General features: G+C 53.6%; 28 protein-coding genes and 1 tRNA gene. 8 read left to right on the top strand and 21 right to left on the bottom strand.

Features of this window, described 5'->3' with window-relative positions:
* Positions 1-391: 391 nt before the first annotated feature.
* The 6 genes from ACQKE4_RS08920 (at position 392) to ACQKE4_RS08895 (ending at position 7,270) form a co-directional block, all read left to right on the top strand.
* Positions 392-1,135, top strand: coding sequence for a Crp/Fnr family transcriptional regulator (locus ACQKE4_RS08920; protein ID WP_427387912.1), 744 nt, complete (start codon positions 392-394; stop codon positions 1,133-1,135).
* 275 nt (positions 1,136-1,410) lie between these two features.
* The gene (locus ACQKE4_RS08915; protein ID WP_427387911.1) at positions 1,411-2,529 is read left to right on the top strand and encodes an ABC transporter ATP-binding protein; all 1,119 of its coding nucleotides are present in this window, start codon (positions 1,411-1,413) and stop codon (positions 2,527-2,529) included.
* Between the two features lie 128 nt (positions 2,530-2,657).
* Positions 2,658-3,719 (top strand): ABC transporter substrate-binding protein, encoded by a 1,062-nt coding sequence (locus ACQKE4_RS08910; RefSeq protein WP_427387910.1) that lies wholly within the window; start codon positions 2,658-2,660, stop codon positions 3,717-3,719.
* A 94-nt stretch (positions 3,720-3,813) separates the two neighbouring features.
* Entirely contained in the window at positions 3,814-5,064 is a 1,251-nt protein-coding gene (locus ACQKE4_RS08905) for an ABC transporter permease (protein ID WP_427387909.1), read from the top strand.
* 3 nt (positions 5,065-5,067) lie between these two features.
* Positions 5,068-5,892, top strand: coding sequence for an ABC transporter permease (locus ACQKE4_RS08900; protein WP_427387908.1), 825 nt, complete (start codon positions 5,068-5,070; stop codon positions 5,890-5,892).
* Positions 5,893-5,947: 55 nt separating this feature from the next.
* Positions 5,948-7,270, top strand: coding sequence for an acetamidase/formamidase family protein (locus ACQKE4_RS08895; RefSeq protein WP_427387906.1), 1,323 nt, complete (start codon positions 5,948-5,950; stop codon positions 7,268-7,270).
* Between the two features lie 246 nt (positions 7,271-7,516).
* Here the strand turns inward: ACQKE4_RS08895 and ACQKE4_RS08890 are convergent, their stop codons facing one another.
* From ACQKE4_RS08890 to ACQKE4_RS08805, 18 genes are all read right to left on the bottom strand, one after another.
* Positions 7,517-7,759, bottom strand: coding sequence for a hypothetical protein (locus ACQKE4_RS08890; protein ID WP_427387905.1), 243 nt, complete (start codon positions 7,757-7,759; stop codon positions 7,517-7,519).
* A complete protein-coding gene (locus tag ACQKE4_RS08885) occupies positions 7,759-8,049 on the bottom strand; it encodes a head-tail connector protein (RefSeq protein ID WP_427387904.1) in 291 nt (96 codons plus the stop codon). The genes ACQKE4_RS08890 and ACQKE4_RS08885 overlap by 1 nt, the downstream gene beginning before the upstream one ends.
* Positions 8,046-9,542 (bottom strand): terminase large subunit, encoded by a 1,497-nt coding sequence (locus ACQKE4_RS08880; protein WP_189463082.1) that lies wholly within the window; start codon positions 9,540-9,542, stop codon positions 8,046-8,048. Before ACQKE4_RS08880 ends, ACQKE4_RS08885 begins: the two co-directional genes overlap by 4 nt.
* A complete protein-coding gene (locus ACQKE4_RS08875) occupies positions 9,539-10,000 on the bottom strand; it encodes a hypothetical protein (protein WP_427387903.1) in 462 nt (153 codons plus the stop codon). The genes ACQKE4_RS08880 and ACQKE4_RS08875 overlap by 4 nt, the downstream gene beginning before the upstream one ends.
* A 63-nt stretch (positions 10,001-10,063) precedes the next feature.
* Positions 10,064-10,375, bottom strand: a complete 312-nt coding sequence (locus ACQKE4_RS08870) for an HNH endonuclease (RefSeq protein ID WP_427387902.1) — start codon at positions 10,373-10,375, stop codon at positions 10,064-10,066.
* Positions 10,347-11,507 (bottom strand): phage portal protein, encoded by a 1,161-nt coding sequence (locus tag ACQKE4_RS08865; RefSeq protein ID WP_427387900.1) that lies wholly within the window; start codon positions 11,505-11,507, stop codon positions 10,347-10,349. The genes ACQKE4_RS08870 and ACQKE4_RS08865 overlap by 29 nt, the downstream gene beginning before the upstream one ends.
* Positions 11,504-12,025, bottom strand: a complete 522-nt coding sequence (locus ACQKE4_RS08860) for an HK97 family phage prohead protease (protein ID WP_427387899.1) — start codon at positions 12,023-12,025, stop codon at positions 11,504-11,506. The genes ACQKE4_RS08865 and ACQKE4_RS08860 overlap by 4 nt, the downstream gene beginning before the upstream one ends.
* A 2-nt stretch (positions 12,026-12,027) precedes the next feature.
* Complete coding sequence (locus ACQKE4_RS08855) at positions 12,028-13,245, bottom strand: phage major capsid protein (protein WP_427387897.1); 1,218 nt, start codon at positions 13,243-13,245, stop codon at positions 12,028-12,030.
* Between the two features lie 416 nt (positions 13,246-13,661).
* On the bottom strand, positions 13,662-14,063 hold the full coding sequence (locus ACQKE4_RS08850; protein ID WP_427387896.1) for a hypothetical protein: 402 nt from the start codon (positions 14,061-14,063) through the stop codon (positions 13,662-13,664).
* A gap of 44 nt (positions 14,064-14,107) precedes the next feature.
* Positions 14,108-14,401 carry a helix-turn-helix domain-containing protein gene (locus ACQKE4_RS08845; RefSeq protein ID WP_427387895.1) on the bottom strand — a complete coding sequence of 98 codons (294 nt, stop codon included), beginning with the start codon at positions 14,399-14,401 and terminating at the stop codon, positions 14,108-14,110.
* Positions 14,402-14,403: 2 nt separating this feature from the next.
* Positions 14,404-14,886, bottom strand: coding sequence for a hypothetical protein (locus ACQKE4_RS08840; protein WP_427387893.1), 483 nt, complete (start codon positions 14,884-14,886; stop codon positions 14,404-14,406).
* Positions 14,876-15,124, bottom strand: coding sequence for a hypothetical protein (locus tag ACQKE4_RS08835; protein ID WP_427387892.1), 249 nt, complete (start codon positions 15,122-15,124; stop codon positions 14,876-14,878). Before ACQKE4_RS08835 ends, ACQKE4_RS08840 begins: the two co-directional genes overlap by 11 nt.
* On the bottom strand, positions 15,121-15,330 hold the full coding sequence (locus ACQKE4_RS08830; RefSeq protein ID WP_427387890.1) for a hypothetical protein: 210 nt from the start codon (positions 15,328-15,330) through the stop codon (positions 15,121-15,123). Before ACQKE4_RS08830 ends, ACQKE4_RS08835 begins: the two co-directional genes overlap by 4 nt.
* 269 nt (positions 15,331-15,599) lie before the next feature.
* The gene (locus tag ACQKE4_RS08825) at positions 15,600-15,815 is read right to left on the bottom strand and encodes a helix-turn-helix transcriptional regulator (RefSeq protein ID WP_427387889.1); all 216 of its coding nucleotides are present in this window, start codon (positions 15,813-15,815) and stop codon (positions 15,600-15,602) included.
* Positions 15,816-15,882: 67 nt separating this feature from the next.
* Complete coding sequence (locus ACQKE4_RS08820; protein ID WP_427387887.1) at positions 15,883-16,446, bottom strand: hypothetical protein; 564 nt, start codon at positions 16,444-16,446, stop codon at positions 15,883-15,885.
* On the bottom strand, positions 16,443-17,669 hold the full coding sequence (locus ACQKE4_RS08815) for a tyrosine-type recombinase/integrase (protein WP_427387886.1): 1,227 nt from the start codon (positions 17,667-17,669) through the stop codon (positions 16,443-16,445). The genes ACQKE4_RS08820 and ACQKE4_RS08815 overlap by 4 nt, the downstream gene beginning before the upstream one ends.
* A 162-nt stretch (positions 17,670-17,831) precedes the next feature.
* Positions 17,832-17,922, bottom strand: a tRNA-Ser gene (locus tag ACQKE4_RS08810).
* Positions 17,923-17,971: 49 nt separating this feature from the next.
* Positions 17,972-19,678, bottom strand: a complete 1,707-nt coding sequence (locus tag ACQKE4_RS08805) for a potassium/proton antiporter (protein WP_427387884.1) — start codon at positions 19,676-19,678, stop codon at positions 17,972-17,974.
* Positions 19,679-19,968: 290 nt separating this feature from the next.
* Between ACQKE4_RS08805 and ACQKE4_RS08800 the strand changes: the two genes are divergently transcribed.
* Entirely contained in the window at positions 19,969-20,979 is a 1,011-nt protein-coding gene (locus tag ACQKE4_RS08800; protein WP_427387883.1) for an ABC transporter substrate-binding protein, read from the top strand.
* Between the two features lie 80 nt (positions 20,980-21,059).
* Positions 21,060-22,448, top strand: a complete 1,389-nt coding sequence (locus ACQKE4_RS08795) for an exonuclease domain-containing protein (protein ID WP_427387881.1) — start codon at positions 21,060-21,062, stop codon at positions 22,446-22,448.
* On the opposite strand, the gene ACQKE4_RS08790 is transcribed toward ACQKE4_RS08795, so the two are convergent.
* The 3 genes from ACQKE4_RS08790 to ACQKE4_RS08780 all read right to left on the bottom strand — a co-directional run bounded on the left by ACQKE4_RS08790 (position 22,432) and on the right by ACQKE4_RS08780 (position 26,043).
* Positions 22,432-23,235, bottom strand: a complete 804-nt coding sequence (locus tag ACQKE4_RS08790; RefSeq protein WP_427387880.1) for an alpha/beta fold hydrolase — start codon at positions 23,233-23,235, stop codon at positions 22,432-22,434. The two genes, ACQKE4_RS08795 and ACQKE4_RS08790, sit on opposite strands and share 17 nt — an antisense overlap.
* 51 nt (positions 23,236-23,286) lie before the next feature.
* Positions 23,287-23,955 carry a 7-cyano-7-deazaguanine/7-aminomethyl-7-deazaguanine transporter gene (locus ACQKE4_RS08785; RefSeq protein WP_427387879.1) on the bottom strand — a complete coding sequence of 223 codons (669 nt, stop codon included), beginning with the start codon at positions 23,953-23,955 and terminating at the stop codon, positions 23,287-23,289.
* Between the two features lie 162 nt (positions 23,956-24,117).
* Positions 24,118-26,043: a propionyl-CoA synthetase gene (locus ACQKE4_RS08780; RefSeq protein ID WP_427387877.1), complete on the bottom strand. Its 1,926-nt coding sequence runs from the start codon at positions 26,041-26,043 to the stop codon at positions 24,118-24,120.
* Positions 26,044-26,158 lie beyond the last annotated feature (115 nt).

Raw genomic sequence — 26,158 nt, 5'->3', positions numbered from 1 at the left:
ACCAGAGGTGGACGATCACCGAATGAGTTATTTATAGGGCGGCGAGACGATTTACTCGCCGCGTAATGAAATTGCAGTTATTACTTGAAACCAAGCTCGCTCTAATCCTGGTGGGTTGCAGCTCAGGCCCCTCCTCTTCTAGAACCGCTGACTGCCGTTCAGTTGCCGAACGATCCGGTGACACAATGGCCTACGGCGACTGTATGCGAGGCACGCAGGTCAATAGATCAGGATTTTGATAGCTCGGTTATGGCTATCGTTAAAAGCTAGTGGCGCGAACAACTAGTTACCAGTGGCAGTCATCGTGCTGCCACTGGCGACTAGCCGGATCATATAAGTACCGATAAAGGGGCTCAGAGCTTCATTATTGCGTCTTGTGGAGTTAACAGGTATGGCTACAGCAATTATCACTCCAAATCAGCTCATGATCCGCAAGCTGGAAAGTATCTTCCCTCTTACTGATGAGGAGAAACAAGGGCTGAAAGAACTGCCCATCAAAGTATCCGACATCAAGACTAATCAAGACATCGTAAAGATTGGAGACCACCCCACTCAGTGCTTTATGATTCTTGAAGGCTATACGTGTATCTATAAAATGACGGCTGAGGGTAAGCGCCAGATACTCGCCCTGTATGTACCTGGCGACCTTCCCGACATGCAAAGCCTGCATCTGAAGGTGATAGATATTAATATCGCCTCGATTAGTCCTTGCAAGCTTGGTTTTATTCAGCACAAGGATCTACGCAATCTATGCGAGCGTTATCCTCGACTTACCGCTGCCTTCTGGCGCGAGACGCTCGTGCATGCTTCTATCTTTCGGGAGTGGCTATTAAACAATGGGCAACGCCCAGCCTACACACGAATCGCTCATTTACTGTGTGAACTGGTAATGCGCTTGAAAGCGGTAGGCCTTGCGGATGATGAATCTTTTGAGATGCCAGCTACCCAGGCGGAGCTTGCAGATGCCACTGGTATTACTCAAGTTCACACCAACCGCGTATTGCAGGCACTTCGTGCCGACGGTTTGATCAGCAATGTGAAAGTTAAAATGACGGTACCTGACTGGCAAAAGCTACAAGAAGCAGGCGAGTTTGACCCCCTCTACCTCCATCTCCAAAAAAACGTCGCAGCCTGATTGACTATTAAAAGCGGCAGCGCGGAAGAGCATTTCTAGCGCTGCACTGCCCATTCGGTTCAAGGCCGCACTTAAGCCTGCCACTGCTGATAATGGTAAAAGCGATGCGTATCTTTTCGTTGAAAGAAAGTAAATAGAAGTACGGTTATCTAGTTGACGTGCTGGATGTCGACGCTAAGCTCTTGTTGATGCTTCTTTAATAATTCTAAATTTTAGTGTGATTGTCTCACTGTTTAACGACGTCACCGCGCCTCCTTCATGCTGCGGGAAAATCGATGCCAACTAAAACGACACTCTCCAGTTCAGACCATTCGACATCTTTGGTTCGATTTGAAGGCATACAAAAGACCTACGATGGAGTAAAGCTAGTCGTAAAGGATCTCAACCTCGCTATTCATAAGGGCGAATTCGTCACATTACTGGGCCCTTCAGGCTCGGGCAAAACGACCTGCCTAATGATGTTGGCGGGCTTTGAAGTACCTACCAGCGGAGATATTTTCCTCGGCTCTCAGCGTCTGAATAGCGTGCCACCCCATAAGCGTAACTTCGGCATGGTGTTTCAGAACTATGCTCTTTTCCCGCACATGACAGTAGAGGAAAATATTCGATATCCGCTGAAAACCCGCCGCCTACCTTCATCTGAAATCGAGCGTAGGGTCTCTGATATTTTAGATATGATTCAGCTTAGAGAATTCGCCAAGCGACGCCCTACGCAACTTTCAGGAGGCCAGCAGCAGCGAGTAGCATTAGCTCGGTCACTGGTGTTCGAGCCGCAATTGATCTTGATGGATGAACCCTTAGGAGCCTTGGACAAACAGTTACGCGAACGAATGCAACTGGAGATAAAGCATCTTCATAAGCAACTCGGGCTAACGGTGATCTTCGTGACTCATGATCAAAGCGAGGCTTTGACCATGTCGGATCGAGTGGCGGTATTTAACGATGGCGTCATCCAGCAGATTGACACCCCTACCAATCTTTACGAATTTCCCGCTAATGCTTTCGTGGCACAATTTATAGGCGAGAACAACACTCTGCCTGGTCGTATCGAATCGGTAGAGGGACAAGATTGCCGAGTGACCTTCGGAGAAGGTTTCAGCACAGGGGCACTACTCGGCCCAAACCTTTCTCAAGGCGATGCCACTCGGCTTTCGATTCGCCCCGAAAGAGTCAAGCTCAACGGCGCTGCGACCCAGCTTCCAAATCGTTTACAAGGCAAGGTGCATGAATTTATCTACTTAGGTGACCACTTGAGAGTGCGTTGTGAGCTTGCTGGCAACAATAATTTTGTAGCCAAAGTGCCGGTAGATGACTTTTCGAGCCAATTGAAACCAGGAGATGTTGTTGATCTTGGTTGGCGAAACGAAGATGTTCGCGCCTTAAACGTTTCTTAATGGCTGGTGACTTCTTAGCCACTTGAGCACCCGCCAAAAGCCTTTGTAGAGGAACTATGGTTCACTGCACGCTTTCCAACGTGCATTTTTAGTACTGACTGAAAGTCGCTTTCGACCAGGAGAATACCATGAAAAATAACAACTTGATGCGTACTCGGTTAGCCCGTGCTGTGGCAGTTAACAGTTTATTGGTCGCTGGACTAGCCACATCGGCCAGTGCCCAGGCGTTGACCGTCATTTCCTTCGGTGGCGCCTCCGGTGATGCTATGAATCAGGCCTATTACGGTCCTTTTGCCGAAGAAACGGGCATCAACCTCACGCCTGGAGATTATAACGGTGAGCTTTCGCGCATTCGAGCCATGGTCGAGACCGGCAATGTCAGCTGGGATTTGGTGGAAATGGAGTCCCCCGAATTGGTACGCGGCTGCTTTGAAGGGTTATTTGAACCTATCGACTGGGAACGATTGGGTCTTGGCGATGAATTGATTGAGTCAGCCATTGATGAATGCGGTGTAGGTACCTTCGTGTGGTCCACAGTGCTTGCTTATGATGCCGACTCTCTTGATACCGCCCCTACATCTTGGGAGGATTTCTGGAACGTAGAAGAATTCCCGGGCACCCGGGGCCTGCGTCGAGGCGCCAAGTACACCTTGGAATTTGCCCTGATGGCTGACGGGGTACCCGCTGATGAAGTTTATGATGTACTGATGACGGATGAAGGCGTTGACCGTGCTTTCGCAATGCTCGACGAGCTCAAGGATCATATCCAGTGGTGGGAAGCCGGTTCTCAACCCCCTCAGTGGCTGGTTGCTGGCGATGTGGTCATGACCTCCTCCTACAACGGCCGCATCGCCGCCGCACAGGAAGAGGGTAATAATCTTGAAATCGTCTGGAATGGTAGCCTCTACGACCTTGATTATTGGGCAATTGTCTCGGGCAGTGATTACGTGGATGAGGCCTATCAGTTTATCGAGTTCGCCAGCCAGCCCGAAAACCAGGCGGTTTATTCCAGTGAAATACCCTATGGTCCAGTGCATATAGATGCCATTGAGCAACTTGATGAAGAACAGGCTCAACGCATGCCAACGCATGCCGACAACCTGGAAGGTGCGCTTGCTATTGATACTGGCTTCTGGGTGGATTATGGCGAACAGTTGGAACAACGCTTTAATGCTTGGGCGACGCGCTAATCGAAGGTGCTGACAGCGGTCTTCGGACCGCTGTTCTATTGATTGAACGTCACGGCTAAGCCTAGGCGTCATCAAATACTTCGCTGGGGGAGCCATGAGCAATCATTCAGTTGCAGCGAGGCCGAAGGAACCGCCCGAAGCAAATCTTAAAACGAAACTTAAGCGCGCCGATCGCTTACGCAAGTTTAAGGCTATCGGACTTGTGGCACCGCTCGCGCTATTTTTGATCGTGTTTTTTGTGCTTCCCATCGGCAGCATGCTGTGGCGCAGCGTGGATAACACAGAGCTAGAATCAGTCATGCCAAACACAGTGGCTGGTTTGCAGCAATGGAATGGTATCGATCTCCCTGAAGAAGCAACCTTTGCCGCATTTGCTACTGAATTGCGTGACTCACGCATTGGCGGTGGCTTAGGTAAAATCGGCCGCCGTCTCAACTATGAAAATAGCCAGTATCGCGGATTGTTGGTACGCACTCTACGAGGGCTACCGGCAAGTAGCGAAAACTGGACCGAGACACTAGCAGAGATAGATCCAGCATGGGGTGAAAACACCACGTGGCTAGAGATTCAGCGCGCTTCACCACCGATCACTGATCGATATGTACTGGCATCACTGGATCTAGAGCGTGGCACTGACGGTGAGATTCAGCGCATCGATGCTCAGGATCGAATTTATCAATCAGTGTTTAAGCGCACCATGGTGATAGCCGGTGGAGTGACGTTAATCTGTCTGGTACTAGGCTTCCCACTCGCCTACCTCTTGGCAACACTACCGCCCAAAACCAGCAATCTATTGATGATACTGGTGCTGTTGCCCTTCTGGACCTCACTTTTAGTACGCACGGCGGCCTGGATCATCTTGCTGCAATCCAATGGTCTGGTGAATCAGAGTTTGATCGCTTCGGGGATAATCGATACGCCTTTGCAATTGGTGTTCAATCGAATCGGTGTCTTCTTTGCCATGGTACATATCTTGTTGCCGTTCATGGTATTGCCGCTTTACAGCGTGATGAAGGGTATCTCGCCCAGCTATCAGCGCGCGGCGGTATCACTAGGCGCACAACCTTTTGCGGCTTTCTGGCAGGTCTATGCACCGCAGACGATTTCTGGGGTAGCAGCAGGCACCATTCTGGTATTCATCATGGCATTGGGATACTACATAACACCAGCCTTGGTGGGTGGTCCGGCGGATCAGATGGTCAGCTATTACGTCGCCTACTACACCAATACCACTAATAACTGGGGCATGGCGGCGGCACTGGGCAGTATCCTGTTGGCATTAACACTCATGCTCTATCTGGTTTATCACCGTTTGGTAAATCGCAAGCAGTTAATTGGGAGTTAAGTAATGGCCTTGCCTCCTTATGCATCTCCGGTAGAGAAACTATGGTTCTGGCTGTTCCGCGTTTTTTGCGGTCTGGTCCTGCTGTTTCTTATTGCCCCGGTCTTTGTAATCATTCCGCTATCGTTTAGCAGCGGTTCCTTTTTAACTTATCCGTTACCCGGCTTCTCGCTGCGCTGGTACGAAGAAATTTTCAGCGCTGGCCCATGGATGGAGTCGCTCAAGAACAGTCTTATAGTGGCACCGTTGGCGACGGTGCTGGCCATGACGTTCGGCACCCTGGCGGCTGTGGGCCTTAATCGTGCGGATTTTCCAGGCAAGGGGCTGATCATTGCCCTTTTAATTTCACCGATGGTGGTACCGTTAGTCATCGTGGCAGTGGGCATGTATTTCTTTTTTGCTCAGGTAGGCTTGCTCAATTCATACACGGGACTAGTGCTGGCGCATACCGTTCTTGGTGTACCTTTTGTGGTAATTACTGTGAATGCCACGCTACAGGGGTTCGATTTCAATCAGATGCGTGCTGGGGCAAGCCTGGGCGCTAGCCCGCTTCGAGTATTTTTTACCGTGGTGTTACCGCAAATCGTACCGGGTATGGTTTCTGGAGGGTTATTCGCTTTTGCCACTTCATTTGATGAAGTAGTGGTGGCGCTGTTCATTGCCAGTCCAACCGAGCGTACTTTGCCGATCCAGATGTTTTCCGGTATCCGGGAGAACATCAGTCCAGCCATAGCGGCGATGGCCACCATTCTGATTCTACTTTCGACGTTGCTATTGATGACGATGGAGCTTTTGCGTCGTCGCAGCGAGAGGCTCAAGGTTGCCCCTTGAGATAAGTGATGGAGAGCTAATTTTTCCTATCTTAAGAAAACAGAGGGATATTGTTATGCAAAATGTAACAACCGCATCTTCGAAGGCACGCCGCAGCGTTGTGGTGCAGGAGTTCACTAATAGCGTGCTAGATCCTGGAGCACCCATGCTAGGTCCCGTTGAAAATGGCGGCACTATTATTGCAAATACAGCCCCGGGATGTTGGGGACCCATGATTACTCCCCGCCTGCGTGGTGGGCATGAAGTAACCAAACCCGTTTTTGTAGAGGGTGCAGAAGTTGGTGATGGCATTGCTATTCGTATCCGTGAAATCACCGTCACCTCCATTGCCACCGCATCGGGGCATGATAGCTCCCCCGAAGGATTCTGCCTTGGCGACCCCTATGTCGCGGCTCGCTGCCCGGTCTGTGACACCATCTGGCCAGAAACTCATATCGAGGGCAGCGGGCAAGATTCAGTGAAGTGTGATGTTTGTAATAACCCTGTCACCCCGTTTGAAATCGTACATGGCTACACCGTGACCTTTGACGAGGCCCGCACAGTCGGGCTCACGGTTCCAAGCAATGTAGCCGCTCTTATCGCACAAAAAGCCGACCATTACTCTGCCCTCCCTGATGGAAGCCGACAGCATTCCATTCTCAACTATGCCCCTTCGGATATGCCCGGGACTCTGGTTCGAACTCGTCCTTTTATGGGGCAACTAGGCACCTGCCCCTCAATGCCAATGCCCGACAGTCATAATGCAGGCGATTTTGGAGCTTTCCTGGTAGGAGCGCCACATGAGTATGGCATTACGGTCGAACAGTTAGCCAAGCATAAGACCGATGGGCATATGGATATCGATGCAGTTCGCGCAGGTGCGATTCTGATTGCACCAGTAAAGGTGCCTGGAGCTGGGGTTTACATGGGGGATATGCATGCAGGTCAAGGCGATGGCGAGATTGCAGGCCATACAATGGACGTTGCTGGAAGTGTAACTTTACAGGTCGAGGTCGTGAAGAATTACCCTCTAGACGGCCCGGTACTGTTTCCTCTGCTAGAGGATCTACCTCCGTTAGCAAAACCTTTCAGTGCTTCGGAAAAAGCAAAAGGTCAGCGACTGGCACAGAAATGGGGAGTTTCAGAAATCGAAACGCTAGCGCCAATATCTGTGATTGGCACCGCAGCTAACCTGAATGATGCAATCGAGAACGGTCTGGAGCGTGCCGCAAAGCTGCTTGATGTGGGTGTCGCTGAAGTTCGAAACCGAGCCACAATAAATGGTGCAATCGAAATTGGACGGGCACCAGGTGTTATTCAAGTGACTTTCCTTGCTCCACTTGCGCGGCTTGATGCGGTGGGACTGGGCGATTATGCGCGCGAGCAGTACGATATTTGAATCAGCCCGGCTTTTTACGCGGACACTCATCTAGCACACGATGAAGTGAATAAGGTAGAGAAGACTTGCTTCGCAAGAAGTGTAAAGCTTAGAAATGAAAAAGCCCCTGACGAACCAGGAGCTTTTTTCATATTAGGTGGCGGAGGGACAGTCTCTCACAAAGCACCCTTTAAACGCTTACATAGCTGGACTTTATCACCCCTTCGTTTTGATTGTGCCCCCATATATGCCCCCTAAATTGCTGTGTCACCAAACACCACGATAACGCTCAAATCTATTAGCGGGGCACCCTGGGGCCAAGTCGTCGTCGATCGCATCCTCTAGCGCTTCAATCCGCTGGTTTAAGCGTTCAATGGCTTGGGCGTCCTGCTTACGCATTGCCCACACCAAGCGCCGCTTTAAACGTTCGCGTTCTTCTTCCAGGCGGTCGGTGCGATATTCTCCGGCGGGTCGTTCGTTCCATGCAAACTCGCTTTTCAGGTCGCCCATTAGAAAACCTCGTTAGACCGGTACGGGTTTAGCAAAAGTTGGAAGGTGGGGTTTTGCTGGTAGCTACCTACTCCCACGCTTTGGCGCTCTCTGTTCTCGAATAGATCGGCCACCAGTAGCAGCACAGCAGCACGCACAGGCGCGGGCATCGGTTCAGGTAGGTCATCGCCTAGGTACTCGCTCACGTAGCCAACAGCGGCCTCAATTAAGCCGGTAATCAAGCCGTCTTCGGCGTCGTCTTCATCTATCAAGCGAAGATGGGCCTTTGCTTCTTCAAGTGAAACGCTCATACGAATAAAACCTCTGTTTCAATGGTGGCGGGTTCTTCGGCTGACTGGGCGGCCCCCATGGCCATCGCCAAGGCTTGAATGCCGTCAATGCGTCCAGTACGGCGGGATTTGTCTAGCTTGCGAGCGCCAGCGGGATCCGTTACAGCGACCGCATTGGCGGCGCACATTGTCAAAACGGGGTGGTTGCCGTGGGCTATGCGTCCGTTCAGCAACTCGGCTTCAAGTGCGTCAAGTGCTGGGGCCATATCGCGGAAGCCTTGCCCGTGGGGTACCAGCGGCAACTCTATGCCAAGGCGGTCTAGCTCTTTCTTGAAGATGTCGATGCGCCAGCGGTCAAAGGCCAGGGCGTGAAGGTCTACGTCTTGCAGTATGTCGCCTAGGTCAGCGGCTACCGCCTCATAGTCCACGGTTGCGCCTGGGGTAGTTCGCAGGAAGCCATCACGCGCCCACACGTCATAGGGGGCGCGGTCTTTTTTAGCTCGGTCGAAAATGCCTTGCTCTGGCGTCCAAAAGTAGATTTGAACCTGCCATACGCCCTCGACCTTGCCCACTAGCGCCAGGGCGGTTAAGTCGGTACGGGCTGACAGATCAAGCCCACCAAACACCGGCCCATCAAACGGCAGCGGCGCGGCTGCACAGTCTGCCCATACGTCTGGGCTAATGAACGGGCTGTCTAGGCTGACACGCTGGTTAAGTAGCAGGTTGCGGGCACTGTTAGACATGCTCGGCATTCGCTCGGCCTGGGCCATCTGCTCGCGCATATCGTCTTCACTTCGGAAGATGCCCAACGCAGGGTTGGCAGCGCGCCATGCTTCAACGTCCATCAGATCGCAGTCAGCGGGCGCGGTGTACAAGTGGCAAACAGTACGTGGGTCTTTCGACCTTAGGGCGTCGTCTATCCACTCGCTTAGCAAGTCGGCATCGTTGGCGGCCTGGGTGCTGATCGTGATTATTAGCGGGTTTTCGTGTGCGCCTTGGCTGGTGGTGATCGCGTCCACAAAGTCAGATTGCGGCCCACGTACCTGCCCCACTTCGTCCAGTATGGCCAGCACGGGGCTAAGACCGTGGGCGGTTTTGCCATCGGCTGCCAGCGCCTTAAACTCAGTGTTCATTGTCAGACCAATAAGCCGCTTGCCGCTGGGCACAATGCGCACGATCTTGGAAAGCTCGGGCGACATCTGCACCATCTTTGAAGCCAGGTTAAACACCAGCGCGGCTTGGTCGCGGCTCATCGCCCCGCTAACTAGCTGGCTGTTTTGCTTCACCTCTGGGCCTACCAAATGCGCCAGCAGTAGCGCGGCGATAAGGCCGGTTTTGCCGTTCTTGCGGCCAACGGACAGAATAGCGCGGCGGGTACCGGCGGGGTTGTCGTAAACGTCGATGATGAATTGCTTCTGAAACTTAGCCAGCACCATCGGCTTACCCACGCCAGCGCCCTCAGGCGTTACACAATAGCGCTCAATAAATTTGATAATGCGTTCGGCTCGGGTCATTGCAGTGTTCTCGGTATCAAGCCGTCGTCATCGTCAACGCCTTGGCGCGCATCGCGCTCTAGTGCGGCGCTCTTGTTGATGTCTTGCGACTTGCCCACCACGCTGATCGTGTCGATCTTTAGCTGCCGTGCCATGGCCAGGGCGCGGCGGCTCATCTTATCCAGCAGCGTACAAGCGGGGTTGACCTGATCGCCTAAGATCATGCCTTGCTGGTCGATCAACTCCTCTAGCTGGGCTATGTCGCCATAGGTGCGGGCAAGCTGGCCAGCCAAAATAAGGTCGGCGTCCGTCCAGGTATCACGCGCCCTAGCGGTCACTATGGCAGCCCACACGGGCCGGTCACTTTCACGCAGGCGAACGCAAGCCGGTGGCGCTATTGGCTCCATGGCGGCGGCCTGGGCGGCGGCTATGGCCGCTTTGGCGCTGTCAGATCGGTGGCGGCGGGCGGTTGTTTTCATGGCAGTTAGCGATAAAAAAGAGGTTGGGGGGCGGTGTCTGTCGCCACGGTTCCTCGTGATTTTTTAGCGGTTCCAATGGTGGTTTGGGTCAATGGGTCGGCCACTGGTGTCGCATCCCACCAGCACCAACTCCCCGCCACTCATCTCGGCGCGGGTCTTCTGGCTGTGGCACGGGTGGCACAATGGCTGCAAGTTCTCGCGGCGGTTGTCGTCTGAGTAGTCGCCCTCACCGTTGACAATGTGGTCAACATCGGTGGCAGGCTCCACCAGCCCAAGCGCTGCGCAGTGCCTACAAAGCGGCTCCTCGGCTAGCACCTGGGCACGCAGACGCGCCCACGCGGCGCTATTAAGGGGTAGGTGCCTTAGCTTCTTCATCGTCTATGCCTTCGATGCTGGGCAGGTTCTCCAGGCGGCGCACCTCGCTGCGCAGCATCCAACCATCTGATATGCCCCGCTCATAGAACTGTGAGCGCTTGAGGCTATCGCCACGCAGTAGCCCTTCAACATTATGCTCTGCGTAGAAAGTGGCGGGGTCGTTGATTAGGGCGCGGTTGATTGCCTGCTCCCACATCACTAAGTGACGGCGTAGGGTATGGGTCACAAAGTACCGGCCAAGCTCTACCGCGTTGGAGTAGTTGGCCTCTCGCAGATCGCCAATAAGCACCGGCGGGACACGGAACAGGCGGGCCACCTCCTCCACGCTCATACGGCGGGCTTCTATCCACTCGGCATCTTCAAGCGTCATGCTTACCGTTTTGAACTCGGCACCAGCGGGTAGAACGGCAGTCTTGCCGTGGTTACTTACACCGCCTTGACCAGCGGCCCAACTGTCGCGTATTTGCGCGGCCTGCTCTTTGGTGGTCGCTGGCTGGGTCTGTATAACGCCTGATAGCTTGGTACCCTGGGCAAACATACGTTCCCCGTGGGTGCGCTCTGCTAGCGCCAGCCCTACCGTGTCGCGGGCCACCTCAATCGGGCTTCGCCCCATCAGGCCGTCATCACTGTGGTAACGCAGGTGAAGCACCTCAGACGCCAGCAGGCGGCGGCGCTTACCGTGCCGGTCTGTCACCTCATACACCAGCTTATCGTCTAGGGTGATAAGCACGTTCACACTGTCAGGGTGAAGCGCCTTCAAGCTGTCGATGCGTCCGGCAGCGTTCCACTTGATCTCGGCATAAGCATTGCCACGTAACAGAACATGCCGTTGAAGCATTTCCCGAAACTCTAGCGCGGTCTGCTGTTCGTTTGGCTCTGAGTGCAACAGCTTGAACAGCGGATGGGTTCGGGCCTTCTCGCGCCCATCCTCAGTGCGGCGGTAGATGTCTAGCGGCAGGCTGGCCACACTCTCAGAAATGGCCGCTACTGCAGCATAAACGGCGCTGATACCTTCGGCACTCTTGGAGTTCACCGCCACACCTGCCACGTCTTGCGAAGCGGTGAAGCGGTTCCAGTAGGTGTCGTAGGCATCGGCGGCGCGCTTCTCAAATAGGCGCTTGATTAACTTCACTGGCAAGCCTCCACGTATAGGCGGGCAAGTCGGATGCCTAGGGGCTGGCTGGCGCGAACCTGTACGCTGGTGGTGTCGTAGGCGGGTGACGCGGTTATGGTGACCTCGATCAAGTCCACGTCTGTGAGCTCACGAACGGCGCGGCCTTCACGCTCTGACCACGCATCACTCACCGGCAGGAAGCCAAACGAACAGCCAGCCACGTCGCCACGCTCCACCAAGTGGGCCAAGTCATGGCCCAAGGTGGTGTCGGGTAGGTCGATCTCGAAGGCCAGCCCCACGGCATCCTCAGTTAGCCGCAACGTACCAGCGCCCAACCGTCCTAGCAGTGCGCGGCCATCATGCTCGTAAATAGCGCGGATGTTTTGGGCACCGGTACCGGCGAGCGTGCGGGTAAACGCGCCAGCGCGTACCACCTCGATGAACTCCCCTAGGTCAGTGGGTTCATCGAAGCGGGCAACGTAGCCGGTCAGCTTGCGGCCCTTGGGCTTCAATTCACTGCTAGCACGGCGCTCCATGGTTATGCGCCCGGGGTTGCGACGATGAAGCCTTGCGGGTGGCGTAGGGCCACATCACAGGTCGCCATAGCGCGAACCTGAACACCGCCACGGCTATAAGCCGGTTCAGCGTAGGGGTTCACCAAGATGTCGATCTCTGACCAGATACCTAGCAGCACTTGCGAGAAGTCGCCAAACAGCAGCGTACTAGCGGGCATCTGATTAGTAGACCAGTAGGGCTTATCGTCCATCATGCCGTTTTGCAGCAGGAAGCCAGAACCGGAACCGGCCACCTTCTCAGTGCTGCCAAGGGTGGTCTTCACGCCTGGGGCTGATAGCCAAGCCGCGCCTTCCAGGTTTTCAAGCTCTAGCATTTCGGATAAACCAAGCACACCGGCCCACGTGGTGGGAATGTCGGCGGTTTGAATGCCAGCGGCACCGATAATGCCTTGCGGCTCACCTGCAGCACCGGAACCGTTCAGAATCGCGCTATCAATCTGCTGGGCAATCAAGGCGGACAGATCGCCACGAACTAGCTGCTCGATGTCTGGGCTTGATTGCTGGATAAGCTGGCGGCTCATTTCGGTTTTGCCGCCTACGTGCTTAGGTGACAACTTCACCTCGCCAAAGCTCATTTCGCCTTCTGGCACGGCTCCACCTTCTGTCACCCAACCGGTAGCAAGGCCGCTGCCGTGCTTCGGAATGCTCACGTCACCCGATAAGCCAGACAGAATACGGATACCAAGACGGCGAGCCAGTAAGCGGTTGCGCAGCGCGTCAATGTACTGGTCTTGGCGGTGGTCAATTGGGGTGATCTCGCCAGCGGTGCCGGTCGTGTTGGCCCGGGTCTCTAGCGCAGCCATTGGCACGAATGCGCCTTGTGCTTTGCGACCGCTGCGGCGCTCGGCCTCCTGGGCGTATTCAGCTTCTACACCGTCCAGGCTGCGGCCTTCCATCTGAGCGCGCATTACCTTCATCACGCTTACCTGACGCGCCAGCTTGTTGAAGTCTGCGCCAGCATCACCGGTTACCGGTGCGGCAACGCTGCGGCGCTCGGCTTCGGCTAAATACTCTGCTCGGTCAACCTGACCGGCCAGGGCGCGCTCCTCTGCTTTGAGCGTCTCAAACTGCTTAGCTTCATCGGCTGACAGATCGCGGCCTTCATCGGTGGCTTTGTCGATCATGCCCTTCATTTGCGCAACTTTGGCGCTTCGCTGCTCACGTAGTGCTGACACTTTCATTTTCGTTACCTTGTCGGTTGGTCGTCTGGTGGTGTCGCTATAACACCTAGCCCATAAATGCAATGTTATAACATAACTGTTTATATCACCATTACTGTGATTGCTTACAAGGTGGGCGCTTATTGCTCACGCCTTGGCTTCTCTCTCTGTGCCGTTCTCTCTGTTGTGTTCCCTGCTAAAAGCTCACTGACGTGGTAACTCTAGAAGGGTGTTCAATTATTGAACGCGGTAAAAATCGAAATAATGGGATAAGGGTTCAATTTTTAGCCCCTTATTTGGAGCAAAACGACCGCTTTATAAATAAGGGTTCAATTTTTAGCCCTATAGGGTTCAATTTTTGAACGCGGTTAAAATCGAATGACTGTTCAATAACAAAAGCTAAATGCAAAAAAAATCCCACCGCTTGGTGGGATTCCTTAGCCTCTCGATAACTTGCGCCTGGGCACGATGCTAGGCGGCGTGTCTAGGTCTTTACCTGGGCAATCGTCTATGGTCTGCCACGTCAAGGCAAACAGCGCACAGCGGGCACCTTCTCTGCCGTGCCGGTTCTCTCTGGTCTTAACGATTAACTCGCGGTCTTGCAGCTCGCGTAACGCCTTGGCTAACGTCGCCTTGGCCATCCCTCCCCAGTCCTCCATCATTGAATGGGTGGCGGACAGATCGCCATTGTTGCGACCGTTGTACTGGCTTCCCAGTACCATTAACACCTTCAAGGCTGACGGCGACAGCTCTCTAAAGTCTCGCTGTTCCATCAGCAGCTTGGGCAGTGCGAGAAAGCCGCCAGGTGTCGCCACGCTGTCGCGCTTTTTCCTGGGCATAGCGTCCTCCAGAAGTGAGCCTCTCTAAGAGGCTCACTGTTGACTCACTGCGCTTCTATTAGGCGATACCGCTTTATCGTCTTACAGCGAGCATTCTGGTTTGGGTTGGGCGCTTCTACCGTGTCGATCGGAAAGCCTTTCTTTTTCAGATCACGCACCACGGCGCGGGCATCTGCCAGGGGAAGCAAGTGCTGCAACTCAAAAGCGCTTGCGGGGTGCTGGCGCAAAACCTCTAGCACCATGCCTTGCTGGGTGTTAGGATTGATCTTGCAAGACGGCTTCGAAAGATCGGCGCGGCCCCCCTCAGGGCCGCGCTTTTTATTGAACGGCGCGGCCATGGTTACACCTCCCCCTCTTCGGCAAAAATCACTTTTTCCTTTTCTTCTTCGAACTCTACTTCTAGCTGTGAAATTGTCGCCTCAAGGCAGTCTGCCGCATCCATAAAGTATTCAGCTCTATATTTAGCAAGCTCATGCCCAACGCAGGCTAGCCGCTCGGCATCCTTGGCTAAATCGAACGCATCCTTATCCAGCAGGGCCACAATAGCTTTGAGCAAAGACTCCAGCTTCAAAAGGTCTTCACCGGCAAGCGTCATTTGCTCTAGCTGTTGGGTATAGTCGCTAATGGTGTTCTCTAGCTGGCGGACATAATCATTAGTGTTTGTACGGGGCATGGCGGCGTCACCTTTGTAAACTGAGTCTTCAATCATCTGGGCAAACTGAACTAGCGCGGCGGGGCTTATGTCTTCTTCGCGGCGCTCGGCTGTCTCGGCTTCTTCTCGCATCGTGCGGAGAATGCCGGTCAAGTAGAGCTCATTTAGCATCGGTGCCTCCTGCCTTGCTGGCCTCTTGCTCCCCGATGATGTCAACTAGCGAGCTAGCGCGGTTAGCCAAGTGCTTTATAGCCGTAGTCATACAGCCACGATGAAAGCGGCTAAGGGCTGGCGCTTCGTCTTCGCTGCCTTCATGGCTGCCGCTTTGCTCCAGCATGTCGGCTAGGCCATATACAGCGCCCAAGATGTCCTCAAGGTCGTGTAGGTGCGTTTTTTGGTTGGTGTTCACGCTTCACCCCCTACACTGCGCTTGGCAGTATTCAGGGCGCGGGCTTCTAGTAGCTCGGCTTTTTCGATGTGGTGGTTGTAACGCTTTAGGCGGGTGCTGGCGCTGCTATCGGCAAACAAGGCACTTTTAGCCATGGCCCGATGGGCAGCGGCGCGACTGGATAAGCTGCGGGTAACAAGATTAGATAGGCGGATTGATGCCGTCATTGGTGACACTCCTAGAGTTAAGGAGTCGCCACGATCCTTCCTACGGGATTGGGTGGCGACTGTACGCAGGGTAGGAAACCGGCACTCTAGGAAACCGGCCAAGCCGAAGCTTGCCCACGCACAGCCGCCATAACATTTAGCGGGCACAAAAAAAGCGCCTGCTAATATGGGGGCGCTGTTGCGCCTAGAGGTAAACGGGTTCCTACGCCCGACTGACGATTTTGCGCCAGCAAGTGAAGCATAGGGGAACGTATGGGATAAAGTCAACATCACGCGGCCCCCTTCTGCTGCTGGGCGCTCTCGATACGCTGCTGAATCCACTGGTCTATCTCATCTTCTACCCATGCCACTGAGCGCGGGCCAATCTGAACAGACTGGGGAAAAGTGCCATCTTTCATCAGCCGATATAGGGTGGAGTTTGCTAGCGCTGTGCGCGCCAGCACTTCACGGCGTTTAATGAGGGTTTTACGGTTGGATTGGCTCATATAGGTTCACCCTGTCTGTTGTGGTACGAACAGGAACAGGATGTAATCCCAAGCAATTATAATCCTTCTACGGTTTTTCAGATTTTCCTAGAAAGTCGAACCTAGCACGACGGTCGTAATACCATTCTCTGGCCAACTCATAAGAAACACCTATTTCCTTAGCTATTTCGCGCAAAGCATTTTCTGTGCTCGCACCGTCTTCAATCGCTAAAATCACATCTATTGTGACTTTATCTGCAAGCAATCGCTTACGCTTAGCATGACGTAAATTAATGCCCTTATTGCTATGGGCAAATGCTTCATCTAACGTACGCGTCTCGTAGTTTTCCACTTTTCGCCATGATTTTAGGAATGCTTTCGAACACCATGCAGGAGCTGGAAGTCCTCGACTCAAGCATATGCTTAGAGCTTTAAAAAGAATTTTAGAATCAGGCTGCTGCTCATATGCTTTCTGAAAGTCTGGCAGGATTTCATTCCAAGCAGTCCATTGAAATACAGGCCCACAAGGAAGATATTTTTGGCGGGCATTTTCATTCCAATCACGATTAGCTTGATGCGCTTGCTTCACCGTCCATGCTTCAAGCTGTACAATTTTTTCGTTAAGCACTCCAAACTCATTTGCATCGCTCATACTTGCCCCCTTATCGGCACCACATTTTGGACACCATCACGCAAAGCATCTAGATAGTCGGCCCACGCCTGCAGCATGGCGCGGCGCTGCTCAAGAAATGCCGTCCGGTTGTAGGCGCGCCCATTGGCATCTCTTACTACGTGGGCCAACTGCTGCTCAATGTGGGCTGGCGGGAAGTTTAAGCGCTCCTCTAGCACCGTGCGGGCCATGGCCCTAAAGCCGTGGGCGGTCATTCGGCCTTTGTAGCCCATACCAGCCATGGCGGCCGTAATAGCGTTCTCACTCATTGGGCGTTCACGGCTTCTAGCACCTGGGAACACATACCGGCTTCGTCCGGTTAGGTCGTGTAGATCGGTCAGCACCTCGATTGCTTGCGAAGCCAACGGCACGATTAGCGGCGGGCCATTTTTGCTCGGGGTGAACTTCCAGGTTGCTTCTTCCAGGTTGATCGCGTCCCATTCAGCGCGGCGAAGCTCGCCAGGGCGAACGAACACCAACGCGGACAACTTGAGCGCGGCCAACGTTACCGGCTCGCCTGAATAGGCGTAAATAGCGCGCATCAGCTTGGCGATTTCATCCGGTTCAGTAATGGCGGGATGGTGCTTTGTCTGCGGCGATTTAAGGGCACCTTTCAGATCGGCGGCGGGGTCACGGTCGGCGCGCTCTGTCGCTATGGCATAACGAAAAATCATACTCGCCAGGGTGCGCACTCGCTTGGCTGTCTCTAGCTTGCCTTGCTTCTCGATCTTACGCAGGCAATCAAGCAATTCTGGGGCCGTAATCTCAGAAAGCACACGGTTACCCAACACCGGCAGCAAGTGAAGTTCTAGGCGGCGCTTGTCGTGACGGTAGTGGTCGTGAACCACCTTATCTTTATGAACGGCTAGCCATTCGGTGGCCACTGCGTTCAGCGTGTTGGCAGCCGCTACCTTGCTTGCACGTCGCTCGGCTTGCTTCGCTGCGCTCGGGTCAATCCCCTGGGCAAGCTGACGGCGGGCATCCTCTCGCCTTTCTCGGGCTTGGGCCAGCGTAGTCTCTGGATAGATACCAAGCGCCAGCCGCTTCTCTTTGCCGTTGAAGCGATATTTCAGCCGCCAGTAAGTGCCACCGCTGGGGGTGATCTCCAAATACATACCGCCACCATCGGACAGCTTATAGGCTTTTTCCTTCGGCTTGGCATTGCGCACAGCGGTTGCTGAAAGCTTGTTGGTGGCTCGGGTCATTGGGGGCACCTAAAAACGTGATTTCGGCTAATGCCCCCACTTATGCCCCCTCTCAAGGTGGGATGTCAAGGAATGAACGGAACGTATAGAACGCAAAAAAGCGCCCTAAGGCGCTTCGTTGCTGGGTTTCTGGTATCTCTGGGAACACCTGAAACTATATTTTGGCGGAGGGACAGGGATTCGAACCCTGGGTAGGTTATTCACCTACGCCGGTTTTCAAGACCGGTGCATTCAACCGCTCTGCCATCCCTCCGGCTTACGGGTGCATATACTAACAGCTTTCCTTTTTAAGTCAACGTCTTTTAGTACAAACGTAAGCCAACACGGGTAATTTTTCCGCCTTCCATATCACTGACCACCCAATGAATGCCGTGCCAGTCTACGTCATCGCCTAATACGGGGTGTCCGCCTACTCGTAGCGCCATAAACTCAGCTAGGGTTATGTTCTGCTCGCCAGGGCTTAGTGTTAGGCCATACGCCTGGGCGACATCCTGCATCTGTGCGGTGCCATCTAAGGTAAAGGTACCGAAGAAGGCGCGCTCCTGTTTAAGCTTGGCATCGCCATTAAATAGCCGATTAAGGGCGTTTAAATCGGTTGAGCGGCCAATAACACAGATTACATCGCCGAGCTTTAGGCGCGTGCTCCCCTTGGGGTGAAGCATGGCGTGATCGCGAAATAGGGCAGAAATCAGTGCCCCAGAGGGGAAACGCAGTAAACGGATGGGCACATCGTCTAAATCTTGGTTCTCTACCCCATACACAAACAGTTCAAAATCATTTTCTGGCAGGATACCCAGCGGGCCACGTCGGTTGGGCACGGTACCAACAGGCACCTCTACTTTTAGCCATCTGGCCATAAGCGTTAACGAGCCGCCCTGAATCAGCAGCGACATCAATACCACAGCAAACGCCACGTTAAAGTAGAGCGAGGCGTTCTCGACCCCACCAATGACCGGGAAGATCGCCAGTACGATGGGCACCGCACCACGCAAGCCTACCCAGGCAATAAAGAAGGTTTCTCGCCAACGGAATTTAAAAAACGGTTTAATGGTGATCAAAACCGCCAGTGGGCGAGCAATAAAGATAAGCGCCAGCGCCACCAACCCTGCGGGTAGTGCGACATCCCATAGCTCACTAGGCGTTACCAATAAGCCTAGTACCAAGAACAGGCCGATTTGGCTGAGCCACGCTAAGCCATCGTGTACTGGCAGAATAAAGTTCAGGTGGCGACCGGGCTGATTGCCAATCATCAAGCCTGCCAGATAAATCGCCAAAAAGCCGCTGCCGCCCAATACACTGGTTAAGCCGAATACGCTGAACCCTAGCGCTAACGCCAACATGGCATAAAGGCCGGGCGCGAGGTCGAGCCAGCGCAGCAGCTTGGCGCTTAGCCAACCACCGCCAATACCAACAATTAAACCAATACCAAATTGCGAAGTGAAAAACAGCAGTGTCTCAAATGGGCCTCCAATATCGCCCACCAGCAGCTCAACCAGCATCAAGGTCAGAAAAATCGCCATCGGGTCGTTGGTGCCGGACTCGATTTCCAACGTTGCACTCACCCGCTCGTTAAGATTAACGCCACGACCGCTCAGCATGGAAAAAACCGCTGCGGCATCGGTAGAGCCAACAATAGCACCAACAAGTAAACCTTGGACCAGCGTCAGATCAAACACCCACATCGCGATTAAACCTACGATGGCACTGGTGATAAGGACGCCAAATGTGGCCAAGGAGAGCGCGGGTTTAAAACCAACCCGGAAAGTTTTGAGGCGGGTACGCAAGCCACCATCTAACAAAATCATGGCTAACGCGAGATGGCCGATAGTAAACGCCATGGTGTAGTCGTCGAACACGAGGCCAAGCAAGCCCTCTTCACCGGCCAGCATGCCAAGCCCAAGGAAGATAAGCAGCACTGGCACGCCCATCATTGAAGATAAACGGCTCGCCAAGATGCTCAGTGCCATCAAGGCACCGCCCACCAAAAAGAACATATAAATTGCGTCCATGACTCTCTTCCTCTACTTCAATATCGCGCTATTATTACATGTAACCACTGAATTTACTGTGCCTTCTCAGCGCATGATTGTGGTCAAAAGGCTGGTCAGGAGCTTTCTAGGGCGGCTACACTTCGCCGTCACAACATTTGGAGTCACTGACTATGTTGCGCTGTCTATCACGCCATTGGCTGGTTGCTTTTCTCACCGTATTTTTTACCCTATTATTTTTAAACTCAGTTAGTTACGCAAGTAATGATGATCAAGAAAGCGGTCAAGAAGACGGCCAGGAAAGTACCACGTTGACACTGGATACGGAGGTAGTGGTGCCCCATTCTTTGTGGCTACCTGCGAAAGGTGTAAGCGAAGATGAAGCACCTACCATGGCAATTACCCCGGCTCCCCCACTTGAGCCACCGCCACTTAAAAACATTACCCTGATGCTAGATTGGTACTTAAGCCCTCAGCATGCTGCCTTGGTAGTAGCCAGAGAACGAGGCCTATATGCCGCTCAAGGGCTTGATGTCGATATCCAGTCACCAGCCGACCCCTCCATTGCTATCAAGCTACTAACCGCCGGAGACGTCGATTTGGCGCTAACCCGGCAACCTCTGCTTCATTTGCATGCCCATGAAGGTGCCCCTATTACCCGTATCGCCACCCTCATTGAGACCCCATTGACGGCGGTCATCGTGATGGGCGCAGAACCTCTTGAGGTAGAGAAAAATTTAGCAGGTTTACATTACGGTTATACCACACGGGAAGGCCTTAATCTGAGCATTCCTCGCTTAGTACCGCGCTCTGTTCAACAAACCGATGACTATTCTGCTCCAGAAAATTTACACTTCGACCCTGCTAGAGCACTAAGAGAAGGTCAAGCAGACGCTGTCGCAGATGGTTTTTTTCACTTTCTTCCCCCACAGCTAGCGACCGAAGGCATCACTACCCATCTGGTTCGCTTCGACGCACTGGATATTCCCCGCTACGATGGTCTGGTGGTATTGGCCAATAGTGACTCGCTAGTGCGCCGCGCAGACACATGGTCACGGTTTGTACTCGCCGTTGAAGAAGCCAGCCACTGGATTATTGAAAACCCCACGGCTGCCTGGGAACTGTTAGTAGCCGCTCATCCGGTGCTCGATAACGATATCAATACAGCTGCCTGGGATGACATCTTGCGACGCATGGCATTAAGCCCTGCTGCTCTTGATAGCAAGCGCTACAACGCATTCGAGGCTTACTTACTACAAAGAGGCCAGATCGATGCCACATTTCCCCTCTCACGGTTAGCTGTAGACCCACATACGTTATAGCTTTCAAACGTTAAATCGTTAGCTGTGACGGTTATGAAAAAACGTTCAGCAAAAACGGTTAACGAAAACTTCGGAGCAGTATGAGCAAAACCGCTTTGATTTTTATCGATGTGGAGACGACCGGCACCCGCGCCACCCGTGACCGCATTACTGAAATTGCCGCCCTTAAAGTGGTCAATGGCGAGGTGATTGATCGCTGGTCGAGCTTGATTAACCCCGAATGCAAAGTACCCGCGCAAATCAGCCAACTGACGGGCATTCGCGATGATATGTTGAGCGATGCGCCGCGTTTTGCCCACATTGCACAATCGCTTCGTGAATGGCTAGGTGACAGCCAACTGGTGGCGCACAACGCTCGCTTTGACTACAGTTTTTTGCGTAACGAATTTAAGCGCGTAGGGCAAGATTATCGCGCTCAGTTAATATGCACGTTACGCATGTCAAGGCGATTTGCGCCTCAAGAGCGGCAGCATAACCTGAAAGCCCTACTCAGTCGTTATGGCATCACGCCGGTTCGCCATCACCGCGCGGGGGACGATGTCGATGCGCTGTGGTCGCTCTGGCAAGCATGGCAGGCCGAACACAGCGCTGAGACATGGCTGACACTTTTGGAGGAAGAGCGCCGCCACCGCACGCTGCCTGCGCACTTGAATAGCGCCCAGCTAGAAGCGTTACCCTCCACCCCAGGGGTTTACTTACTCTACGGCCATAATCGCTTACCGCTTTACGTTGGCAAAAGTATCAATCTACGCAGCCGCGTATTAGGCCACTTTCAACGCGATCACCAGGATGATAAAGAGATGCGCCTTGCCCAGCAGGTGCAGCATATCGAATGGGAGGAGACCGCCGGCGATTTAGGCGCTCAACTGCGCGAAGCCCAACTGGTCAAAACACTAATGCCGATAATGAACCGCCAATTGCGCCGTCAAGGGAAACTGACGACCTGGCACTGGCCTGAAGGCGTCTATCAACCTGAACTACTAAGCGGCAACGCTCTTAGCCAGCCGCATCAAGGCAAACTGTTTGGCTTATTTCGCAACGCAAGAGAGGCTAAAAGCGCGCTGCGCAGCATCGCAGAAGAGCAGCAGCTTTGCCCGCAGGTGTTGGGTCTTGAAAAAGGTAAAGGGCGCTGCTTCGCTAATCAGTTGGGTAAGTGCCGTGGCGCCTGCAATGGGCAAGAGCCCCTAGCCGAACACACACAACGCTCCCAGACGGCCTTACAGCAGTTGCAGGTAAACGTGTGGCCTTGGCCGGGCAGTATTGCGATTGAAGAGCGCCCGGCAGGTAATGCGAAACCTGCCTGGCACGTTGTTCGTCAATGGTGTTATTTAGGCAGTGCGGCAAGCTTGGCGCAGGCAAAACAGCTGGTGGATACGCCCTCAATTTTTGATGTTGATAGCTACCGAATCTTGAACCGCTTCCTGCGCTACCCCGAACAATATGGACTAACCGTCACACCGCTTGGATAAAGGCGTCAACCGCCTGTTGGAAGGCTTCTGGCTGGTCGGCATGCAGCCAATGACCGGCATTTTTCAAGGTGACCACTCGGGCACGGGGCAACACTTCACGCAAGCCGGGCAGCATATCGTCAGCCACATAGTGGGAATCGCTACCGCGCAGCACTAACGTCGGGCCTTCATACGGCTGTTCGCCATCCGGCAAGCCAATGATATCGCTGTAGCCGCGCTTGATATGATCTAAGCCTACTCGCAGCGCCATCACATTTTCATCGTTACGCACTAGGTTCGTGGCTAAGAACAGACGCGTTGGCCGGGAATCGACATGCTCGCCCAGCAGCTCATCAGCTTCGCGGCGCGTTTTCGGCTGGCCTTCGCGCACGCTCTCTAACGCGGCAAACACATCATCGTGACCATGCTCATAAGCTACCGGGGCGATATCCGCGACTACCAGCGAAGCCACCCGCTCTGGGGCAAGACGCGCCAAACTCATCGCTACTTTGCCCCCCATTGAGTGGCCAAGCACATGGGCATGCTTAATCGAAAGCTTATCGAGCAGCGCCACGACATCATCTGCCATGGTGACGTAGGCCATGCCCTCTGCGTGGGGAGAACGGCCATGATTACGCAGATCCACGGCGACCACTCGGCGGCTGCGCTGCCACACTTTTAGATGCGAGCGCCAATTATCAGCGCTGCCTAGCAAGCCATGAATCACTACCAGCGGCGTTGCATCCACCGCCCCCTCATCCGCGGGCAAATCGATACAGTAAAGATCAACGGTGGCAATGTCAGTCATGCAAGCTCCTAAGCGGTTGTGGCTAATAAGCGATGATTAACTAATACAGCGTTACGCTGTGCGTGGTTCCCCATCTTCCTGCCCTGTCCATAGCACTAAGCGGCGCGTTAACCATGCGAGCAACAGACCATAAAGTGGCAAGAAGAAGAGTAGGCTAATCGCCAATTTAATCACATAGTCTACGGCCGCAATTTCCACCCAGTTGGCCGCCATAAAGGCGTCTGGGCTGTTATAGAACGCGGCGGAGAAGAACGCAAAGGTATCCGCAAGATTGCCAATCACTGTTGAGCATACCGGCGCTACCCACCAGGCCCACTGGCGTAAGCGGTCAAATACCTGCACATCCAGCAACTGACCAATTACATAGGCTAAGAAGCTAGCCAATGCGATACGGGCAACAAACAGGTTCCATTCAGACAATGCCTCGATCCCGGCAAAGCTGCCGCGGGGAAATACCACTGATACCACATACGAGACCAGCAACGCAGGGAACATAACGCGAAGAATAATGGTTCGGGCGGGGCCCTTCCCAAACAGGCGTACGGTGAGATCAGTCGCCAAGAAAATAAACGGAAAGCTGAACGCGCCCCAGGTGGTATGAAAGCCAAACAGGGTAAAGGGCAGTTGAACGAGATAATTACTGGCGGCAATAATGCCGATATGGAAAACCACCATCACCAGTAGGCAACGACGGTGTTGAGCGTCACTCAATGCAAACATTTGGGTAGGCCTTTTTTTACGCTAAGAGGGGTTAGGGAACCCTCGTTAATGTCGGCACACTGCTATAGCAAGGGTGCCTCGGGTGCAGCATTATACGGCTTCTGGAGGGTATTAAAAGTCGCAGATTAAAAGCCGCCCTTAATGCTGGGCGGCTAACGTCAATCAATCAAGGGGCGTGGCTTTATCTGCTGCACCTACCGAGCGCTCGCGCATGGCAGTATGTACATCGGCCAAACTGGTGGGGTCATCGATGGTAGAAGGGATGCCGTACTCTTTGCCATCGGCAATCGTCCTCAACAGCTTGCGCAATATTTTTCCCGAGCGGGTTTTGGGAAGGCGATCCACCACTAGCACCTGCTTGATGCAGGCAATTGGCCCAATATGTTCGCGCACCCTGGCAATCAGCTCTGCCTCCAGCGCCACTTCATCGCCATCAAACCCATCTTTCGGGATAACTAAACCGATGGGGATCTGGCCTTTCAGGTCGTCATGAATACCAATCACCGCGCACTCAGCCACTGCTGGGTGCGCGCCGACCACTTCTTCCATTTCCCCGGTAGAGAGTCGGTGACCTGCTACGTTAATGACATCATCGGTGCGCCCCATAATGAACAGATAACCTTGCTCATCAAAATAGCCTCCGTCGCCAGTCAAATAGTAACCTGGGAAAGTCGCCATGTAGGCTGAATGGAAACGCTGCGGGTCGCGCCATACGCCAGTCAAACAGCCAGGAGGCATCGGCTGTTTGATCACCACACTGCCCTGCTCCATCGGCTTAGCCTGCTCACCTTCGCGATTGAGCACCTGCACATTGAAACCAGGTACAGGATACGTTGCTGAGCCTGCCTTGGTGGGCATTGACTCAATGCCGGGTAAATTAGCTGCAATGGGCCAGCCGGTTTCGGTTTGCCACCAGTGATCAATCACGGGCACGTCCAGCAGGTCATCTAGCCAGTGAAAGGTAGGTGGATCAAGGCGCTCACCGGCCACGTAAAGATGCTTCAGGCTGCTGATGTCGTAATCTTTGAGCAGTTGAGCGTCGGGGTCTTCTTTTTTAATTGCCCGAAATGCCGTAGGTGCAGTAAAGAAACTCGTGACCTTGTACTCCTCAATCAAGCGCCAGAAGCTGCCTGCATCAGGGGTTTTCACCGGTTTCCCCTCGTAAACCACGGTGGTGCAGCCATGCAGCAATGGGGCATAAACAATATAGGAGTGCCCGACGACCCAGCCCACATCTGAGGCAGTAAAGAATACATCTCCCGGCTCCAAGGCATAAATCGCTTCCATGGAGTAAGCCAACGCCACGGCATAACCGCCGGTATCGCGCATGACACCTTTGGGCTTACCCGTGGTACCCGAGGTATAGAGAATATATAGCGGGTCGGTACCCTTGACCGGCACACACTCAGCAAAGGGCGCCTTTGCAACCAACGTTTCCCAGTCGTGATCGCCTTGCGCTAATTCAGCTCGCAGTGCTGCACGCTGATACACCACGCAGGCAGCAGGCTTGTGAGCACTGAGACTGATCGCCTGGTCGACCATCGGCTTGTAGGGCAACACCTTACCTAACTCAATGCCGCAAGAGGCGGCGACCACGACTTTGGGTTCTGCATCCTCAATCCGCGCCGCCAGCTCATGGGGCGCAAAACCACCAAACACCACTGAATGAATGGCACCGAGGCGGGCGCAGGCATACATCGCGATCAGTGCTTCGGGGATCATGGGCATATAGATCACCACCCGATCACCCTTCTCTACACCTAGCTGCGCTAATGCACCGGCAAAGTAGGCCACTCGATCGCGCATTTGGCGGTAAGTGATGGTTTGTTTGGCCTGGGCAGAAGGCGAATCCCAGAAAATGGCCGCCTGCTCACCGCGCCCCTTTTCAACGTGATAATCCAACGCCGCGTAGCTAAGGTTCATTTCACCGTCGCTAAACCAGCGTGCATGCTTGTGTGAAGCATTCTGCTCATCGTAGCTGAGTATGGTTTGAGGTGGTGTGTACCAAGGAATGCGCTTGGCCTGTTCTGCCCAGAACGCTTCTGGTTGTTCAATCGACTGCTGGAAGGTCTGTTGGTAGCGGCTCATGATCTGCCCATCGTTATTGTTTGTATGAAACTAGACTTAAAAACCATTGTCGACACTGTATTAAGTTAACTGCTAAATTACCTTCATACTATGGGATAAGTGCGACAAAAGACGT

Source organism: Halomonas sp. NPDC076908 (genome assembly GCF_050269715.1).
Lineage (GTDB): Bacteria > Pseudomonadota > Gammaproteobacteria > Pseudomonadales > Halomonadaceae > Vreelandella.
Note: the sequence above shows the minus strand (reverse complement) of the source record. Positions and strands in the feature narration are given on the sequence as shown.

Excerpts from the sequence above, each read along its gene's own strand:
- ACQKE4_RS08895 (WP_427387906.1), top strand. The coding sequence starts at position 5,948 with ATGCAAAATGTAACAACCGCATCTTCGAAGGCACGCCGCAGCGTTGTG.
- ACQKE4_RS08910 (WP_427387910.1), top strand. The coding sequence starts at position 2,658 with ATGAAAAATAACAACTTGATGCGTACTCGGTTAGCCCGTGCTGTGGCA.
- ACQKE4_RS08920 (WP_427387912.1), top strand. The coding sequence starts at position 392 with ATGGCTACAGCAATTATCACTCCAAATCAGCTCATGATCCGCAAGCTG.
- ACQKE4_RS08845 (WP_427387895.1), bottom strand. The coding sequence starts at position 14,401 with ATGGCCGCGCCGTTCAATAAAAAGCGCGGCCCTGAGGGGGGCCGCGCC.
- ACQKE4_RS08830 (WP_427387890.1), bottom strand. The coding sequence starts at position 15,330 with ATGACGGCATCAATCCGCCTATCTAATCTTGTTACCCGCAGCTTATCC.
- ACQKE4_RS08850 (WP_427387896.1), bottom strand. The coding sequence starts at position 14,063 with ATGCCCAGGAAAAAGCGCGACAGCGTGGCGACACCTGGCGGCTTTCTC.
- ACQKE4_RS08905 (WP_427387909.1), top strand. The coding sequence starts at position 3,814 with ATGAGCAATCATTCAGTTGCAGCGAGGCCGAAGGAACCGCCCGAAGCA.
- ACQKE4_RS08860 (WP_427387899.1), bottom strand. The coding sequence starts at position 12,025 with ATGGAGCGCCGTGCTAGCAGTGAATTGAAGCCCAAGGGCCGCAAGCTG.
- ACQKE4_RS08855 (WP_427387897.1), bottom strand. The coding sequence starts at position 13,245 with ATGAAAGTGTCAGCACTACGTGAGCAGCGAAGCGCCAAAGTTGCGCAA.
- ACQKE4_RS08900 (WP_427387908.1), top strand. The coding sequence starts at position 5,068 with ATGGCCTTGCCTCCTTATGCATCTCCGGTAGAGAAACTATGGTTCTGG.
- ACQKE4_RS08795 (WP_427387881.1), top strand. The coding sequence starts at position 21,060 with ATGAGCAAAACCGCTTTGATTTTTATCGATGTGGAGACGACCGGCACC.
- ACQKE4_RS08825 (WP_427387889.1), bottom strand. The coding sequence starts at position 15,815 with ATGAGCCAATCCAACCGTAAAACCCTCATTAAACGCCGTGAAGTGCTG.
- ACQKE4_RS08820 (WP_427387887.1), bottom strand. The coding sequence starts at position 16,446 with ATGAGCGATGCAAATGAGTTTGGAGTGCTTAACGAAAAAATTGTACAG.
- ACQKE4_RS08780 (WP_427387877.1), bottom strand. The coding sequence starts at position 26,043 with ATGAGCCGCTACCAACAGACCTTCCAGCAGTCGATTGAACAACCAGAA.
- ACQKE4_RS08890 (WP_427387905.1), bottom strand. The coding sequence starts at position 7,759 with ATGGGCGACCTGAAAAGCGAGTTTGCATGGAACGAACGACCCGCCGGA.
- ACQKE4_RS08840 (WP_427387893.1), bottom strand. The coding sequence starts at position 14,886 with ATGCTAAATGAGCTCTACTTGACCGGCATTCTCCGCACGATGCGAGAA.
- ACQKE4_RS08885 (WP_427387904.1), bottom strand. The coding sequence starts at position 8,049 with ATGAGCGTTTCACTTGAAGAAGCAAAGGCCCATCTTCGCTTGATAGAT.
- ACQKE4_RS08815 (WP_427387886.1), bottom strand. The coding sequence starts at position 17,669 with ATGACCCGAGCCACCAACAAGCTTTCAGCAACCGCTGTGCGCAATGCC.
- ACQKE4_RS08785 (WP_427387879.1), bottom strand. The coding sequence starts at position 23,955 with ATGTTTGCATTGAGTGACGCTCAACACCGTCGTTGCCTACTGGTGATG.
- ACQKE4_RS08870 (WP_427387902.1), bottom strand. The coding sequence starts at position 10,375 with ATGAAGAAGCTAAGGCACCTACCCCTTAATAGCGCCGCGTGGGCGCGT.
- ACQKE4_RS08805 (WP_427387884.1), bottom strand. The coding sequence starts at position 19,678 with ATGGACGCAATTTATATGTTCTTTTTGGTGGGCGGTGCCTTGATGGCA.
- ACQKE4_RS08915 (WP_427387911.1), top strand. The coding sequence starts at position 1,411 with ATGCCAACTAAAACGACACTCTCCAGTTCAGACCATTCGACATCTTTG.
- ACQKE4_RS08790 (WP_427387880.1), bottom strand. The coding sequence starts at position 23,235 with ATGACTGACATTGCCACCGTTGATCTTTACTGTATCGATTTGCCCGCG.
- ACQKE4_RS08880 (WP_189463082.1), bottom strand. The coding sequence starts at position 9,542 with ATGACCCGAGCCGAACGCATTATCAAATTTATTGAGCGCTATTGTGTA.
- ACQKE4_RS08875 (WP_427387903.1), bottom strand. The coding sequence starts at position 10,000 with ATGAAAACAACCGCCCGCCGCCACCGATCTGACAGCGCCAAAGCGGCC.